The organism is Halohasta salina (genome assembly GCF_024178165.1).
Lineage (GTDB): Archaea > Halobacteriota > Halobacteria > Halobacteriales > Haloferacaceae > Halohasta > Halohasta salina.
In genome coordinates, this window is the sequence record NZ_JAMZIE010000010.1 from 1 (window position 1) to 15,657 (window position 15,657).

Sequence of the window (15,657 nt, forward strand, 5' to 3'; positions counted from 1 at the left end):
GTCCGCTCTCGCTCCCAACATTCAAGATTTGCCGTGTCTAACGACTCACTGAGCAGTTCTGGGGATAGCATCAACAACTCAAACCACGAACTGCTCACTTCTCAAACTGGCTTAACTAGACAGTGCCGGTAAACCCACACATCGAACACCGCTTAGACGTGTTCCGAGGGTCAACCTGCACGACTGCCACCTCGTACTCCTCGGCCTTGTATTCGACGTACTCGAAGAGTCGTCGGAACGCCCAGACATGTTGCCACCTCGCCTTCGGGATGTTCTCCCGAATGTGGGTCAAGTCCTCGAACACGATGTGCGAGCAGTCGTGTTCGACGGCCTCCCCGATGAGCTCGTTCGCCACCGAGTGTAGGTATATCTCGAATCGTCCAGTCTCTTTGCGACCGACACTCTCGATGTTCTCGTGAGCGTGGCGAGAGCCACACTGTTGGAGCAACCCACGACGGTTCTCGTATTCCCTGCGCCAGTGGTTGAACTCGTCTGCCGACCAGAAGCGCCCCGTCGAAGCGACGGCGATGTTGTTGACGCCCAAATCCACACCAAGGACTGTTCTGTGCTTGGAATCGGACTCGGGTTCATCGTCTGCTTCGACCTTTCTCATCGAGGCGTGTAAGTACCACTCGCCGTCTCGGTGCTGTAAGTGTGCCATCCTGAACTCGAAGTCCTCGTCGGAGACGTACTTCGTCGGTGGTCTTTCCGAGTCGTCGGGAAGGATGTAGTCGCACTTGATACGTCCATCAACGGTGGAGAGGGATACGTGGTCGCGGTGGAACGTTGCGCTTCGTTTGTCGTACACCGCGCTGTCTGCAGAGAAATAGGGACGTGACGTATTCTCTCAACGCTTGAGACGTTCTACTCCACTTTTGACTGCTTCGACAGCCCGCCGAATCCCCTTTTGAACGAGGTTTGCGGTGAGGTCGGTTTCGTCGCGGAGTTGGTCATACAGAGCGCGTTCGGCTTTCTGTTTGGATGTGACGTGGTATCCGTCGTCGCCGTACCAGCACCACTCTGAGGCGGTGTTGGCGCAGTGTTTGAACTGCTCGACAGTCTCACGGAGGAGCGGGTCGGCCCCTTCAGGAGTGTCGAGTTTGATGACGGCGGTTCGACGGTACTCCACTGTGTTTCACATATCAAGCCGGAGTTATTTAATTAGTCGGGAGTCGGCCTTGCTATCGAACGTGGTTTGCGTCAGTTGTTGTCGGCTTCCTGCCCGAGGTCAAGCCTCGGGGCATCCGCCTTGACTTTTCTGTGAACGACGGTCGAGATCTCGATATCAAACTGAAGTAGCAATCGGATTGTGCGGTTTAAGAAGTTCTACCGCGACTGTTCAGAAATGGCATATAAACAAAACGAAATCTTGTGTTTTATATATGATGCTTGTATATATTTTTAGTCGGACATTCAGGTTGTGTTCACCAATGAATACGCAAAACCACCATGAGCGACAGCTACGCGAGGAATTGAAATGGGCGCGCGAGGCACACGCTATTTCTGAGATGGAAGAGTCACTGTCGTATCGAAATATGATCGAAGCGCGGAAAGACTGTATTGTTCCACAGCATCGACATATGGTCGACTGGTCTTCCGAGGATTTGGAGAAACACATCACCAGGTTAGAGACTGATTTGGAGCACGCACAACAGGGTGAGTTCTGAAAGATGTCCGGTAATGTTCCATCCCACATCCAACGCGAAGCTCGACGCGCAGGGATGACACCACGAGAGTACTGCATTTCGAGAATCGACCACTGGCGAGAGAACCTCGAACAGGTCAGTGAGGATTATCTAGGGCTGTCCGATGAAGAATTTCAAAAAAGGGTCGACGAAGAAATCGAGTCTCGCTAAGCTACCCATTAGCAGATGGGAAGGGTTCAGTGTAGACTCCCCAGCCGTTCGGGCACCGACACCTTCCCGAGAGCCCGATGTCGTCGACTGGCGTTTCGGAACGCCACACAACTCGTTGGAAAACGGAGTGTCACTCGAATGTGCTCACGGCCGCCCCTCTCGACGTGTTCGTGACCGCAACGACCTCATCAGGAGATTCGATCACCACAGCTTCACCACCCGAGGAGTCGAGATTGTCGCGGATAACGTTCTGGCAGATGGTGTTTCCTGTTCGGGTCGGCTGTCGGTGCCGAGAGTGACCGACGATCTGTGGTGGCGCGTTCTCTTGCATGTGTCTGAAATCCATCCATAGCAGCCCTGCCGACGCCCCCCTCCCGAACGTTCCACCAGTCCCGAACACTAGCTCGTAGTCTGCAACAACGTCGAGTTGTTCGTCGTCGTATCGGTCCTCGTCGAGCAGCGTCAGGAGTCGTTGGGCAGCCTGTTGTGCCTGTTCGTTGGCGGCCTGGACATCAAACGCCTCGTTCGCGCCTGCATGTGTGTAGGTGTGTTCGTATCCCTCGAAGGCGACAGTGATGTCACCCGCCGCGACGTGTTCGATGAACGACCGCCGGAGGTCGTCGTCCATTTCGATGCTGTAGACACCCGGCCAATGGAATCGTTCGGAGAACAGCACCGCCATCTCGTGGTTCCCGAGATGATATCGGACGTGGCCTGACGGAGCCTCACCGGCAAGTCGCTCCAAGAGTGCCAGACACGCTCGGTTTTGATCCCCACGATCGATCAAATCCCCGTTGACCACGAGGAGGTACTCGTTGTCTGCCCAGTGGAGTCGACCCTCTTCGTCGGTGGTGACAATAGGGTCAAACGAATCAGTTTCCCCGACGGCTGTGAGCGCGTTGCGTGCTGCCTCAAGATAGCCGTGGATATCGCTGATACTGACAACCGTCGGCGTCTCTCCACGTTCACGAAACCACTCGATACTATCCGGCGTTCGCTCTGGTCTGTAATCCATGGAGACTGTTTGGTTTTCTGGGCTTATCATTGTAGGTAACCAGCCTCAACATTCCGCGACAGTTGGTAGTGCTAAGCAGACAGTAGTCGATGTGTGCTGAAAGCTGCTCTCCTGCGCCTGTACAGTACAACCACCCAACAGACGGTGATCAGTCCAAGAGAGACAGCACCTGACTGACGTAGGTGCTGTTGTCCCAGCTCCGATGCGGACTAATATTCGTAATGAGTGACCGTGCCTCCGAGTGAGTCGTATGTCCGCTCCGTGCGTAAGCACAGATCAACCGTGGTGTGGGCACAATCCGTGGTCCCTGAAGGACAGCATGGATGAGTGCAAAATTGGTCCCACCGAATTCGTCTGTCAGAAACCCGTCGACACCGAGTGCGTTCGCAAGAACGATGCCATCCGTTTCGCCGTCGTCAAGTCCGAATGTTGGTCTCGCCTCGGCGGTATCCGACCGTGCATACGGATCTTCGACTATGTAGTAGTCCTGAGCCGCGAGAACGTTGGTAGCTGCAGCACTGTGTATATCCTGGTACTGTGTGATGTCACGAAGCTCCGAGACGACTTCGGGCGGGACAGTAACCTCACAGGCGGTGAGCAGATACTGAAGCGGATCTGACGCGGTCGTCGTATCGTACGCTTCGTCAGCACGCGGAACAGCGAGACTTACGAGTGCACTTGTGTCGGCAACGACCGTCCGTAGGCGTGACCTACTCATTGATCGTCGACTTCGTCGGTCGCGACTGTCGTGGTGTCCCCATCATAGATATCGACGTCATCCGGAGCAGCAATATCGAGCGGTTCATCGGATAGGTCAGATTTGAGAAGCCGGAGTCGTTGGGCGGTCTCAGCGCCGACGAGCTGTTTTGCCGTTTCGAAATCAAGTTGGTCATCGTAATACTTCGTCGCGACCAACTCTTGGAAGGTCTCGCTGTCGGCGGTATCCTCTATATACTCTCGCATCGCCTCAACAAGAACATCCGTGCGATCCTTGTCGAAGAGGTCAGCGATCGCATCAAGCCGCTCGACGAGATATTCCGGTGACTGGAAATGGACTCGTCTGGGATCATCACTTGCACTCATCCTATGTGCAAGTTCTGCACACAGAAGGATAATCATTGCGGCGTTTGCGCAGAGCTTGCATATTAAATGGGAACACAGTCTCTACAGAGGAAACAAGGCGAGTGCCTCGGGGCTTGACCCCGAGGCAGTTCACAGGTCCAGTGTTCAAGATCGGTACTTCCCAACCGATCTAAGAGCTGTAGCTAAAGTGTGACTCTCATGATGATCTACCGACTGGTCGACGCGACCGCTGCCAACCGGCGCTACTTCTCGCGCAGGAATTCCTCACACCGATCGGTCATTTGATCTGTGAATGCCATCGATATGTGTCCCTGGGGATTCGCAACTACTCGGTGTTTGATCGTCCCGATAACCCACGGCGAACAGTACGATGTTTTGTCGGGGTTGCGGCCAGTCACCCAGTCATCTCCAACCTCGTGATTCGCTGGGAGATCACTTGTTGTGAGCGCAGCACAGAGGTACTCTTCTCCGGGGAACGGAAGCGTATCGGCGCTGAGAACCAGCCACAGTCTCGGATTAGAACCCTGCTTGAACGGATCCGGTGCCCAGATGACATCCCCTTTCTGGTATCGGTCACTCACGGTCTTTACGGGGGTCAACAGCGTGGTCTTGCCATTCGTCGTACGCCATAGGTTCATCTTCGTGGCTTGCCGCGACCTTGGCAGCATGATCCGTCGCAGCGTCCACACTCTGAACATGGTCACTCACACGCCAGTAGTTACCTCTGTGGTCGACACGCCCAGCCTCGCGCAGACGGACGAGTGTCGGCCCCAAGGACCCTCTTGTGACGCCAGTTTCTTTTGCAATCTCGCTTTGGGAGAATGCCTGGTCCTGATGAGATTCAAGAAATGATAGAATCTCGTGTGCATTTGTTCCCGGATTCGGACCACTGTCGTCGTCAATCTCCTCGAACCGGTCCGCGCTGATTGGCATATGTATCACTATGTATCGGATGTACTAAGCCATTTGGATCTTCAAAATGAGTTGAGAGCTCGCAGATCCTACTTCGCTCCTAGATCGACGGCGAACTTCCGACTCAGATTCATGATTTCGCTGTTGGCACTGTCTAGTTAAGCCAGTTTGAGAAGCGAGCAGGTCGTTGAGTTAATTGGTCAGAATGCTCGCAGACCTGCTCAGCGAGTCGTTAGCGGCGGATTATCAAGAATGTTGGGAGCGTGAGCGGACGGCGACACCCGTCAGGGTGTTCGCCGTCCAGCTCCACGCGACCGGCTGTTCTCTTCGAGAAAACAAGAGAAATTCTTCGTCTATTGGGCGTTCAACGCTCTCATCAAGCAGTTTGACAGTGGGTACATCAGCTAGCTGACAGCTGTCACAACCCGCCTGAGGCGAAGCCGAAGCGGGTTGCGGTTGACGAAACCGCTGTCAAAATCAATGGCGAGTGGTCTTGGTTGAATGCTGCAATAGACATCGAGACAAAATTGATTCTCGATGTCGAGCTATTCGGACGACATGGCACCGATCCAGCTGCTGCGTTTCTCCATCGACTGACCGAGAAACACGATCTCTCCGAGACCGTGTTTCTCGTCGATGGCTACGGCTACCAGACTGCCCTTGCTCGATTAGGACTGAGCGGTCGGCTTGACTACGTTGACCGAAACCTGATCGAAAAATGGTTTCAGACACTCAAAATGAGGATCGACCGCTTCCATAATTCGTGGGTGGGCAGTCGGTCAGTCGTCCGTGAGTGGTTGATACAGTTTGTACAATACTATAACTTTCACCGACCGCATCGAGCTCTCGATGGACAGACGCCAGTTGAGGAGGTTATCTAGACAGTGCCGAATACATTGACATCCTCCTCCGCCTGAAGGCGGGAGGAATCCCGAGCGGTGGGAGTTTCAGGTTTGCAGTCCAAGCAACTGACTACCAGACCTTTCGGGCACGGGTAGTCCCACAGCATCGGACTAGTGGATTGCTGGCCATGCCAAGTGGCCGTTACCCCTATCCTCGACCGTGTACGGCATCCCGGTGTTGTTTTGACCACGGGGATGCCAGCAGGCGTCGGCAGAGTCGGGGGTATCTTTCTGAGTCACTGTGAGCAGTCAACACAGACACACGCTTCTAGCATGTGTGTTCACTGACTGCTGTTTCGGATATTGCCTCGTTTCGTGGGTGGACAGACCACCTCCGAAGGACAGGACGGAATCCGCTCCGTTCCGACCGATTCCTACCTTAATGTAGAGCGGGCAGTCAATTAAAACGTTGCTGTGGGAAACTCGGAGTAGCCATCTGAATGGAAGTTTGTTTCTCACCACGTCGGCTTCATCACCCGCCTATTCGTCATTCGGTTCCGACCTGTGCGGTCGGAACACTCCTTCCTCACGGGAAGGCGGGTGTATTCGCCTTGTAATTATATAATCAAGTGGCCGGAAGCTGCACAGATTATTATTCACTCGGCCGGTCGGTGTCGTGATTCATCGGCTCCGGCTCCTGGTCGAACGGCTCTGACGGTGTCGACGAGGGCCCAAACGCTGCGAACCCGAACTCGTCGGTGTTGCCGTCTTCGCCGTCACGATACTCGTACATCAGGTTCCCGTCGACGACGGCGTAGATGTCCTTGTTCGTGTCGTGAATGACCCGTTTCTCGGAGTCGATCGCGATGTCGACCAGGTCGACCAACGCTTCGACCGGCACGCGAGCATAGTTGCCCGTCGCCGGGATCGTCCCCCGAGAGATCCATTCGACGTATCGCACCCGTTCGTACTGCCGCCGGAACGAATCGAAATCGTCGATCCGCCGTCCAGTGTACAACACGCCCCCCGCGAGACCGATTGCAGCAAGGCCAGCGAGGCCAACCCCTAAATCACGCGGAGGGATACGACCACGAGGCCCGAAGAGACCGCTCGTCCCGCCGCCAGCGACCGCCTGCTGGACAGTTGTCGTGTTGGTCTGTCGGTCCTGTTGTGGGGTCCGGAGTTCGTATGCGCGGTCGGTAATCGTCAGCGGGGTTTCGGCGGTCGCTCTGCCGCTGTAGCTGCCGGAGTCGTACAGCGCGATAGCCGAGACCCGTGCTTCGATCGTACCGATATCTCCGGCTTCGGCAGTCACGTTCGCCAACTGGTCGCGGGCGAGCTGCTGGACATCGAGTGTGACTTGCGTCCGTGCCGTGCCGTCGGTCACGTTTTGGCTGTCGATAGCGAGCGTCTGTGAATCCCGCCAGAAGACCTCTCCGTTCCGCGTCGCCGACAGTTCGAGGACGATTTGCTGTGTGACTGAGACGGTTCGGTCGGGTGGCGTCGACGTGACGGCGATCAACTCCACCTCCGGAGTCGCCGTCCGAAGGTAGACCGGCATGTCGGTCAGCGTTTCACTCCGATTGTACAGCGACGTGTTTCCGGTTACTGTCGCCTCGGTCGAGAGCGTCGTCTCGACGGTCATCGAATCGGTTTCGACGGTGACCTGCTGCGGCTCGGGTTCCGAGGCCACGCCACCGACGGCCGTGGCGACCGCAATAACGCCGATGAGGAGCAGCGCTGGGACGAGACGATGCCAGTATTTGCCGCAGATGTATTTTGTTCGGAGCTCCAAATCACTCGTCATCCAATAGCCTCCACGATCGTGTGTGTAGCGTCCATACTACTACAGCCGCCATACGTGTCAAAAAGCGTATGCTAACTCCGGCGTGAGCGGGCTGCTTACGACCAGGTAAGTCGGTCGACGCTCTCGTTACGGGAGTCGGCCACGACCCCTCAGTCCGTTCACGACACCTGAAGACCCGTTCCACTGCCGTCGGCCGTATCGGTGACGACGATCCGTTCGCTCTGGATCTCTCCGGTGTCGTCGAACAGTCGAACCGTGATTTCGAAGGTGTCTCCGTCCCGCCGGCCACCGCTTGTGAAGCCGATCGTGTCGCTCTGTGCACTCGATTCTCTGGTCTCGACGCCGTCGTTCCGGTCGAGGTTCTCGAAGTCGACGCTCACCCGGTCGAACGAGCCGGTCTCGCCTTCGATACTGTAGCTGACCGCGTACTCTGCTTTCCCGCCCTTCGCGTTCGTCGTTCGATCGACGATCTCGACAGTTCCGAAGGCGAGCGTCGGGTCCGCGCAGTCGCTCGTGTCGACCAGCGCGGAGCGAGTCGCCTGCCCGCTGAACTGCCCGTTGGCGCTCGCAGCGATCGTCACAGCCAGGTCGCTCGGAGGCGACTCACAACCGACTGTCGCGGCCGTCGTCAGCGACTCGCCGGGGCCGAGCCTCGCCTGACTGTTCGACAGCGATGCCGCCGCCGAGACGTCGACGGTCAGCGTCCGATTGAGGTTGTTCGTTACGGTAACGAGCCGCCCCTCGGTACCCGCCTGCAGACCGTCTGTCACGTCGATTCCGAGGAACCCCTCGGAGTCGTCAGCGACCGGAGCAGCCGTTCCGCGGTCGACAGAGCCGGTCGTAACCGCCGCCGAGGGTGCGACCACGAACCCGGCGACAAGAAGCCCAACCGCAAGCCCGACGACGAGGACCAGTGCCCGACTGTTCGCCCCGTTTCGGGATCGTGAGCGTGATCGTCGACCGACGGTCATCGGCGGCCTCCGAGCGTTCGTTCGAGCCGACTGCGGCCGCTCCGAAGCGGTGCGGTCGTGTCGACGAACAGCCAGTAGACCAGCGACAGCGGCAGAATGCTGGTTCCGACCGTCGAGATCGCCGCGATCAGCGGGTGAATCCCGTGAAGTCGGGTGATGAGCTTGCCCGGCAGGACTGCTGGGTAGGGGTGCATCCGAATACTGGTCGCGTGTGGCCCTGTGGTCTCCTGTGCCGGAATCCGGGTGTCGATCGTCCGCGTCGACGATTCGAAGGGATGCCACGGAAGCCAGCCCATGGCTTCCGCTGACGGTTGGCTGTCGACAGCCGTGCCCGACTCCGGCGATATCCGAACGATCTCCATGCCATCGGTCTCGGTCACGACGTGCGCGAACGGTGATTTCGTCATCTGGAGCGAGATCGATTCGGTTGCCGACTCGCCGACGGTCAGCGTCGACGGGATGGGCGTCGGCTGCTCGGTGACGGTGTAGACTTCCGTCTCCTGGACGGCCCCCAGCGAGACGAAGACGACACCCGAAACGAACACCAACACCACGACCGGGAGGACGATCTCCCGGCTTCGCAGGACGTGTGTCCGGGTACGTCGTCTGTCGGAGCTCGAACCGCCGACCAGGAGGTAGCCAGCGAGTGTGCCGACGACGACATACCAGTAGCTCGTGATCGTCCCGAGTAGCGTTCCGAGGTATGGGATGACGACCACACTGTTGCCGACCGTCAGCAGTTTCCCCGAGACGTCGGACGGCTTGACGAGGGGGTAGCCCGATGCCTGGTCGGTCGAGGGGTTGCCGTCGCCCTTGGTGACGATGCCGTCGGGGGTGACCTGTGTCGCCCGGTGGGTCACGTACGTTGCCCGTTCCTCGGAGTAGAAGGTGATGATGTCGCCCGGTTGCACCGTCCCGACCGGGACGAGAACGTACCCCTCGTTGGTGTCGATCGTCGGCGACATGCTGTCCGAGGAGACATACGAGATCTGAAGGGGTGCACCGGCTGGCACAGCGATCGCTATGAGGATCAACAGCCCGATAGCGATGCCAGCCTTGTGTATCATGGGATGGGAAGTGGGGAACGCAAGCGGTCGGAGTCGCGGTTCAGGTCCGGATTACGACGGGCTTAAGTCCGGATTACGACGGGCTTAGGCCCCGCCTTCGACGGTGTCATCGATGCTGAAGCCGAGGGTGCCCGAGAGGTCGGCGTCCGGTCCAAGCAGGTCCGAACTGTGGCCCGTATCGACGGTGACAACCACGTAGTAGGCGGTGTTCGCCGGGGCCTCCCAGGATGCGGTCGCCCCCGAGGCGCTGATCGTGTCGACGAGCGCGCCGCTGCCGTCGTAGACCTCGAATTTGAGGTTGTCCTCGGTGGTGGCATCAGAGGTGTTGGCCCGGTATTCGGTGTTGATCACGTGGGACTCGACGTCGTTGTTCGTGATCATGAACGCCTGTGAGTTGGTCGGGTCGGCCGGATTGCCCAACTCGAAGAGGGCGTTGGTGTTCGCGCCACCTGCTGTGCCCGCGGTGAAGTCGATGCCGAGTTGGCCCTCGCCGTCCTGGAACACCAGGTCGCCGGAGGTGCCATCGGTGAGTCCGAGCAGTCCGGCCTCGTCAGCGACGACGTCTACGTTTGCTTGCCGGTCGACCTGTGCGGTGGTGAACGCACTCGTTCCGACGGAAACCCCTGCAACAAGGAGAATGCCCGCCACGAGCAGCGTTTTCGTAAGTTGTGACATTACATACTGTTCGAGACGCGTAACACGTATAAATATAAGCTAACTGATAAGTTAGTAAACGGGTTACCGACTGGTAAGTACTGTTGTGTGGAGCGTCCCATAGCTCGCTTCTCACGGCCCCGATAGCCGAATCGTATCGATTCTCGACTCGAAGGTGCGTATTTTGCAGGTAGTTTTATATTTATACGAAACAAATGTCAGGTGTAATGACCTCAGACGAACCCGCTTCAAGTGGAATCGCACAGGAAGTAGACGAGAGCGGCCTCGGTCCGGCAGGATTGGCCTCGATCGGGTCGGTTGCCCTCGCGCTGTACTACTACTACGTCCGTGGCGACGAACAGCGCGGGCAGTTTGTCGGCCTGTGGCCAGCAACAATCATCGGGATGGCGACGTACCTCAAGCTGGAGCAGGTGAGACAACAGCTGACCGAAACCGACGACTGATCAGGAGAGCCCGACAGTTGCTCCGTTCGCAACCCCGGCTCTGAAAAGAATCACCGGACGGGCTTCCGGACATCGAGCTTTTTTTGACGGCTTGTCTCCGTCTGATCGCGCTCAACGTAGCCGGTGACGTCTTCCTGGAACCCGACGTAGTTCGTGAGACGTCCCGCCTCGTCGGTAATCGGCGCAATCGTGAGCCGGTTCCAGAACGGCGTGCCGTCCCGCCGGTAGTTCCGGATGATTTCGGTGATCGGCTCCTCGTCTTGGATTGCGGTCCGGATCCTGTCGACGGTGTCTCGGTCGGTGCCCGGACCCTGCATGAACCGACAGTTCTGCCCGAGGATCGTTGATTCGGCGTACCCCGTCTGCTCACAGATCGTCTCATTGACATAGATGAGTGGGTTGTCATCCTGATGCGGGTCACTGATCGTGATTCCGATCGGCGCGTTATCTATCGCCCGTGTCTTTCGCCGTAGTTCGGCGGTTCGGCGAACTCGATCTGTAATATCATGCGCGATGATGAGATGTTGGTCCGGGACGATGTTCGCGGTGGCGGCGTACTCGATGATCCGCTCTCGACCAGCTGCATCTAGGACCGTCACCGTATCCCGCACAGTACCCTCCGTTGTCAACGTCTCCCAGCGGGCCTCGAAGTCGATGCTATCGGGGACGATATCGGAGAGCGACCGGCCGCGAAGCTCCGTTTTTGGAAGGTCGTACAGCGTCGAGGCGGTTTCGTTTGTATCGAGAATCCGAGCGTCGCCGTCGGTGATTACCATCGCCTCGTTGGACTCTTCGAAGGCGGCATGGTACTGATCGCGAGCCCGCGTGAGCTCGGGCAGTTGGCTGTCAGCCGGGGTCGACTCGGCAGACGATCCCGTGATATGTGGCACCGAGAGCGTCATCGTTGTTCCATCCTCGCAGACCGTCGACTCGACGCTGCCGCCGTGGGTGGTGGCGATCCAGTGGACGAGCCAGAGGCCAAGGCCACTGCCGTGGACGAGCGGCGTTTCGGCCCCGTGTTCGAGTACCTCCCGTTCCTGTTTCGGGAGTCCCGGCCCGTCGTCAGTGACCTGAACGACGACATCGGTCGGCGTCCGGTCGACTGAAACCGCAACGATTGGCCGTGTCCCGGCGTGTTTGGCCGCGTTTTCGATCAGTTCCGAGAGTGCCTGTTCGAAGCTCGGACGGACGGCTGTCGTGACCTCGTCTTCGGCGTCGACGGTGACGGATACGGCTGGGGTAGCCTCCTCGACGGTGCTGGCGACACAGGTGGCAAGCGAGCCGATATCGGTCGGCTCTCGGGGTGCCGTCTGATCGAGAACCGACTCCAGATCGCGGGCCGTCTCGCCCAACTCGATGAGTTCGTCCATCTCCTTCAGTACCCGGTCACAGTGGCTGTCGTCGTCCAACTGATCGGCCGCCAGCTGCGCGTGACCCCGAATGATGGTCATACTGTTCCGGAGATTGTGCCGAAGCACCCGGTTGAGAACGGTTGTCAGATTGGACTGGTTGCGGAGTTGCTGTTCCTTTCGGTCGCATTCGAGTTCGTGTCCCAACACTCGCGCAAGGAGGTCGCCGAACAACAGCTCGGCGTCATCGAACGGCTCGGTTCGTGGCTCTTCGGCAACGAAACAGACCGTCCCGTACTGTGCGTCGTCGACGACGACCGGCGTGCCGAGATAGCAGTGACAGCCGAACGACTGGTAGCCCGGATCGTCGGTCTCCCCCTGCGCCGGAATATCGTGGAGCGCGACCTGTGTTTCGCCTTCGACCGTTCGTCGACAGTAGGTCGCAGAGAGATCACGAGGGGTGTGCTCCGGAACGCCCTCGGGAAGCTCCGTGGTGACGACGGGATCCCAACGGTCGGTGTGCTCGTCGGTCACCGCGAGGTAGCCGAAATCGGCCCCCAGATACGCCACCCCGAGGTCGAGTACGTCGGATACTTTCTCCTGGATCGGTGTCTCTCGACGAACGATCTCGTTGAGGCGCGTGCGTACGGTGGTCGCCGTGAGTTGGGTGTCGGACATCGGTGGTTGCCTGTGTTACTGCAGTTCGGTCAGCTCTCGTTCCCGGTGATCCGGACGGTGGTCGATCACTGGTCGTCTTTCCCCAGTTTGCTCCCGCCGTCGGTCTGGGCAGGCGACCGTGAGGCTGCGGCGGCTGTGGTATCTCGTTGGGTGTCGACTGTTGGTGTCGCAGCCGGAGTGTCGGCTGTCGGTGTTGCAGCCGGTGTATCGGCTGTCGTGGATTCGAGTTCGAACGCCGCGACCTGCTGGCGGAGCGTCTCCGACAGCTTCGAGAGCCGGTCTGCGGTCGACGTATCCGCAAGCTGTGCGAGCTCTTCGGTGGTATCGGCGACCTCCGAGAGCGACGCGGTCTGTTCTTCGGTTGCCGCCGAAACCGATCCCGCTTCCGTTGCGGTCTGTTCGCTCACGGCTGCGACCTCTTCGACCATCGAGACGACTTCCTCCGTGGAGGCAGCCTGGTCGTCGGTTGCGGTCGTGATCTCCTGGATACCGGCTCCCGCCTCCTCGACGGACTGTGCGATCTCGTCGAACAGTTCGATCGTCTCTTCGATCGTCTCCGAGCCCCGTTCGACGCGGGCCGTCATCGTCTCCATCCCCTCGACCGTCTCGGTTGTCGTCGACTGGATCTCGTCGATCTGTGTCTCGATTTCGGTCGTCGCTTCGCCGACCTCCTCGGCAAGTCCCTTGATCTCGTCGGCAACCACGGCAAACCCGTCGCCAGCCTCGCCAGCACGAGCCGCCTCGATCGAGGCGTTGAGCGCCAGCAGGTTCGTCTGCTCGGCGATGTTCGTGATCAACTCGACTACCTCGCTGATCTCGTCCATTTTCGCATCGAGGGTTTCGACCTGTCGGGCTGCGCTGTCGGCCTCCGACTCGATTGCGTCGATCTCCTCGGTTGCTTCGGCGGCGTACTGCTGGCCGTCCCGGCTCCGATCGACGGCCGTTTCCGCTGTTGCGCTGACCTCTTCGGCCGACGAGGCGATCTCTTCGACAGTGGCCGACATGTCGTTCATTTCGCCAGCAACGCTCCGTAGATCATCGTTCTGGTCGTCGGCACCGGCACTGATTTCCTCGACGGATCGGGCGACGTCCTCGCTTGCCTCGGTGACCTCTTCGACCGACGCGGCGACCTGATCGCTCGCTTCGTCGAGTTGGGCCGCGGTGTTCGCGGAGGCGTCACTGGAGGCTGCAACCTCCTGGGCGATCCGGTCGACCGTTGTGAGACTGCCGTTGAGTCGACCAACAGCCGCTTCGAGCGATTCGAGGACGACACCGTAGCGTCCGGCTTTGTCCGTCTCGATCGATTGGTCCAGGTTTTGCTCGCCAAGCTGTTGGCTGGCTCGCTGGATCTCGGTGAAGCTATTGTCGAGCTGATCGGTCGCCTCGTCCAAATCAGTCATCACACGGCCGTATCGTCCCGAGTACGCCGTATCGAGGTCCCGCTCGAACTCGCCAACCGACAGGCCCCGACTGACGGTTTCGAGTGTATCAAAGACGCCGTTGAGTTCCGTCTGCATCCGTTTGAACGCAGCAACCATCCGCCCGAGTTCGTCGTTCTCGATGTGGTCGTCGGGCTCGACATCAAGCCGCCCCTCGCTGGCAGCGATGGCTGCTGCTTCGAGCTGTGTGACTGGTTCTGTAATCCGTCGCGCCACGAACAGTCCGATACCGATTGCAGCGAGAAGCGCTACAAGCGTCAACCCGATCATCTCGTACTGGGCCATTTGGGCCGTCTCGTCGGCACTGGCAATCTGCTGGGTAAGGTCGGTTTCTTCTTGCGTTTTCAGCTCTCGTGCAGTTGTTTCGAGCTCGGCACTGATTTCCTCGGCCTCGGTAGCTTTTTCGGCGGCAAGCTCCGTGTTGCCCGCTGCCTGGGCTTCGAAGAACTCGGCAGCGACAGCGTCGTACTCGTCATGCAGTTTACTGATCGACGAGAGCTGCTGACTCTCCGCGTCACTCGTTTCATACGACTCGAACGCGCCGATGCCCTTCTCTTCGAAGTGGTCATCTCCCTCTGTGAACATCCGTTCGCCCATCTGAGTATGGCCGAGTTGTGCGTGGAGTATCGCCTCTTGCTGAGTCTCGACCGCAAAGATCATCTCCGACGTTGCGTCCATTTTGTGCGCGTCGTCCGCAACGTGGTGGGCCTTCCCGTCGACCGTTCCCACTGAATAGTACCCCACCCCACCAGTTACCCCCACGAGGAGCGCGACGACGACGAAGGCGACGACGATTTTCGGTCTGAGGTCGATACCACTCAGTTCGATCCGCTCAAGCATGTTATGAAGTGGGGAGTTAATATATATAATAAACCGGTTTCAATTAGGTAAGTAACCGACTAACTTTGCGGTTAGCGGGGTGTACACGGCCACGCTTACGCTGCGGTAAGTCGGCCGCTAACATCGTGGTTAGCGAGCAATTTTACACCCCATTACGGTACGGATATCCGAACTATATGAGTACCTCCCGTTACACTGGAGTCGCCTGATGGGATACGGTGACAGCTCCGCACAATCGCTTCGGACACTCCAGGTACTCTTCGTTGGCGCGCCACCGATTAATCTCCAAGCCGCGTGTGATAGCTCCTGCAGTCGACCGGTCGACATCGAGATCGTCACCGACGGCAAGACGGCGATCCAACGGCTCGCCGACTCCAGCGAATCACCGGTCGACCACACGGATCCTGATCTCGTTTTGTTGCAGTGTGACTTCGAGTTACCCGACGGGCTGACAGTTCTCCATGCGATCAAGTCCAGCCCACGTCTCGAGACGGTGCCCGTGGTCGTACTCGATCCCGACGAGGACGCCGAGATAACGTACAGCACCGGCGGCAACGCACACGTTAAAACACCACAAACGGTAGCGGAGTACACTGATCTCATCGACTCTGTCGGGCAGTTCTGGTTCGAGTGGGCACAGTACCCGGCAGAGTCCTTATATTCTGATACGTAGAAGTATG

Annotated in this window: 12 protein-coding genes and 3 pseudogenes; 3 read left to right on the forward strand and 12 right to left on the reverse strand. The window is 58.5% G+C overall.

The window, feature by feature from the left end; all coding sequences use genetic code 11:
• The 6 genes and pseudogenes from NKJ34_RS14490 to NKJ34_RS14520 all read right to left on the reverse strand — a co-directional run.
• Positions 1–71 (reverse strand): annotated as a pseudogene (locus tag NKJ34_RS14490) (IS6 family transposase); the annotation flags it as partial.
• A gap of 56 nt (positions 72–127) precedes the next feature.
• Positions 128–1,129: pseudogene (locus NKJ34_RS14495) on the reverse strand (RNA-guided endonuclease InsQ/TnpB family protein); the annotation flags it as partial.
• 857 nt (positions 1,130–1,986) lie between these two features.
• A complete protein-coding gene (locus NKJ34_RS14505) occupies positions 1,987–2,871 on the reverse strand; it encodes a metallophosphoesterase (protein WP_253739032.1) in 885 nt (294 codons plus the stop codon).
• 148 nt (positions 2,872–3,019) lie between these two features.
• Positions 3,020–3,589, reverse strand: coding sequence for a hypothetical protein (locus NKJ34_RS14510; protein ID WP_253739033.1), 570 nt, complete (start codon positions 3,587–3,589; stop codon positions 3,020–3,022).
• Positions 3,586–3,954: a hypothetical protein gene (locus NKJ34_RS14515; RefSeq protein ID WP_253739069.1), complete on the reverse strand. Its 369-nt coding sequence runs from the start codon at positions 3,952–3,954 to the stop codon at positions 3,586–3,588. The genes NKJ34_RS14510 and NKJ34_RS14515 overlap by 4 nt, the downstream gene beginning before the upstream one ends.
• A gap of 573 nt (positions 3,955–4,527) precedes the next feature.
• Positions 4,528–4,887: a helix-turn-helix domain-containing protein gene (locus NKJ34_RS14520; protein WP_253739034.1), complete on the reverse strand. Its 360-nt coding sequence runs from the start codon at positions 4,885–4,887 to the stop codon at positions 4,528–4,530.
• A gap of 184 nt (positions 4,888–5,071) precedes the next feature.
• On the opposite strand from NKJ34_RS14520, the pseudogene NKJ34_RS14525 reads away from it, so the two are divergent.
• A pseudogene (locus NKJ34_RS14525) lies at positions 5,072–5,747 on the forward strand (IS6 family transposase).
• Between the two features lie 613 nt (positions 5,748–6,360).
• On the opposite strand, the gene NKJ34_RS14530 reads toward NKJ34_RS14525, so the two are convergent.
• From NKJ34_RS14530 to NKJ34_RS14545, 4 genes are all read right to left on the reverse strand, one after another.
• A complete protein-coding gene (locus NKJ34_RS14530; RefSeq protein WP_253739035.1) occupies positions 6,361–7,515 on the reverse strand; it encodes a DUF5305 family protein in 1,155 nt (384 codons plus the stop codon).
• Between the two features lie 158 nt (positions 7,516–7,673).
• Entirely contained in the window at positions 7,674–8,486 is an 813-nt protein-coding gene (locus NKJ34_RS14535; RefSeq protein WP_253739036.1) for a hypothetical protein, read from the reverse strand.
• Positions 8,483–9,553, reverse strand: coding sequence for a signal peptidase I (locus NKJ34_RS14540; RefSeq protein ID WP_253739037.1), 1,071 nt, complete (start codon positions 9,551–9,553; stop codon positions 8,483–8,485). Before NKJ34_RS14540 ends, NKJ34_RS14535 begins: the two co-directional genes overlap by 4 nt.
• 84 nt (positions 9,554–9,637) lie before the next feature.
• Positions 9,638–10,228, reverse strand: a complete 591-nt coding sequence (locus tag NKJ34_RS14545; protein WP_253739038.1) for a hypothetical protein — start codon at positions 10,226–10,228, stop codon at positions 9,638–9,640.
• A gap of 206 nt (positions 10,229–10,434) precedes the next feature.
• On the opposite strand from NKJ34_RS14545, the gene NKJ34_RS14550 reads away from it, so the two are divergent.
• Positions 10,435–10,671 (forward strand): hypothetical protein, encoded by a 237-nt coding sequence (locus NKJ34_RS14550; RefSeq protein WP_253739039.1) that lies wholly within the window; start codon positions 10,435–10,437, stop codon positions 10,669–10,671.
• Positions 10,672–10,721: 50 nt separating this feature from the next.
• Here NKJ34_RS14550 and NKJ34_RS14555 read toward each other — a convergent pair whose 3' ends face one another.
• Positions 10,722–12,698, reverse strand: a complete 1,977-nt coding sequence (locus NKJ34_RS14555) for a PAS domain S-box protein (protein WP_253739040.1) — start codon at positions 12,696–12,698, stop codon at positions 10,722–10,724.
• Positions 12,699–12,763: 65 nt separating this feature from the next.
• Positions 12,764–14,977, reverse strand: a complete 2,214-nt coding sequence (locus NKJ34_RS14560) for a methyl-accepting chemotaxis protein (RefSeq protein ID WP_253739041.1) — start codon at positions 14,975–14,977, stop codon at positions 12,764–12,766.
• A 208-nt stretch (positions 14,978–15,185) separates the two neighbouring features.
• Between NKJ34_RS14560 and NKJ34_RS14565 the strand changes: the two genes are divergently transcribed.
• Positions 15,186–15,650 carry a response regulator gene (locus tag NKJ34_RS14565; RefSeq protein ID WP_253739042.1) on the forward strand — a complete coding sequence of 155 codons (465 nt, stop codon included), beginning with the start codon at positions 15,186–15,188 and terminating at the stop codon, positions 15,648–15,650.
• Positions 15,651–15,657: the final 7 nt, after the last annotated feature.

Bases quoted from the DNA above. Each gene is read 5' to 3' on its own strand.
- NKJ34_RS14505 (WP_253739032.1), bottom strand. From the start codon at position 2,871: ATGGATTACAGACCAGAGCGAACGCCGGATAGTATCGAGTGGTTTCGT.
- NKJ34_RS14510 (WP_253739033.1), bottom strand. From the start codon at position 3,589: ATGAGTAGGTCACGCCTACGGACGGTCGTTGCCGACACAAGTGCACTC.
- NKJ34_RS14515 (WP_253739069.1), bottom strand. From the start codon at position 3,954: ATGAGTGCAAGTGATGATCCCAGACGAGTCCATTTCCAGTCACCGGAA.
- NKJ34_RS14520 (WP_253739034.1), bottom strand. From the start codon at position 4,887: ATGCCAATCAGCGCGGACCGGTTCGAGGAGATTGACGACGACAGTGGT.
- NKJ34_RS14530 (WP_253739035.1), bottom strand. From the start codon at position 7,515: ATGACGAGTGATTTGGAGCTCCGAACAAAATACATCTGCGGCAAATAC.
- NKJ34_RS14535 (WP_253739036.1), bottom strand. From the start codon at position 8,486: ATGACCGTCGGTCGACGATCACGCTCACGATCCCGAAACGGGGCGAAC.
- NKJ34_RS14540 (WP_253739037.1), bottom strand. From the start codon at position 9,553: ATGATACACAAGGCTGGCATCGCTATCGGGCTGTTGATCCTCATAGCG.
- NKJ34_RS14545 (WP_253739038.1), bottom strand. From the start codon at position 10,228: ATGTCACAACTTACGAAAACGCTGCTCGTGGCGGGCATTCTCCTTGTT.
- NKJ34_RS14550 (WP_253739039.1), top strand. From the start codon at position 10,435: ATGACCTCAGACGAACCCGCTTCAAGTGGAATCGCACAGGAAGTAGAC.
- NKJ34_RS14555 (WP_253739040.1), bottom strand. From the start codon at position 12,698: ATGTCCGACACCCAACTCACGGCGACCACCGTACGCACGCGCCTCAAC.
- NKJ34_RS14560 (WP_253739041.1), bottom strand. From the start codon at position 14,977: ATGCTTGAGCGGATCGAACTGAGTGGTATCGACCTCAGACCGAAAATC.
- NKJ34_RS14565 (WP_253739042.1), top strand. From the start codon at position 15,186: ATGGGATACGGTGACAGCTCCGCACAATCGCTTCGGACACTCCAGGTA.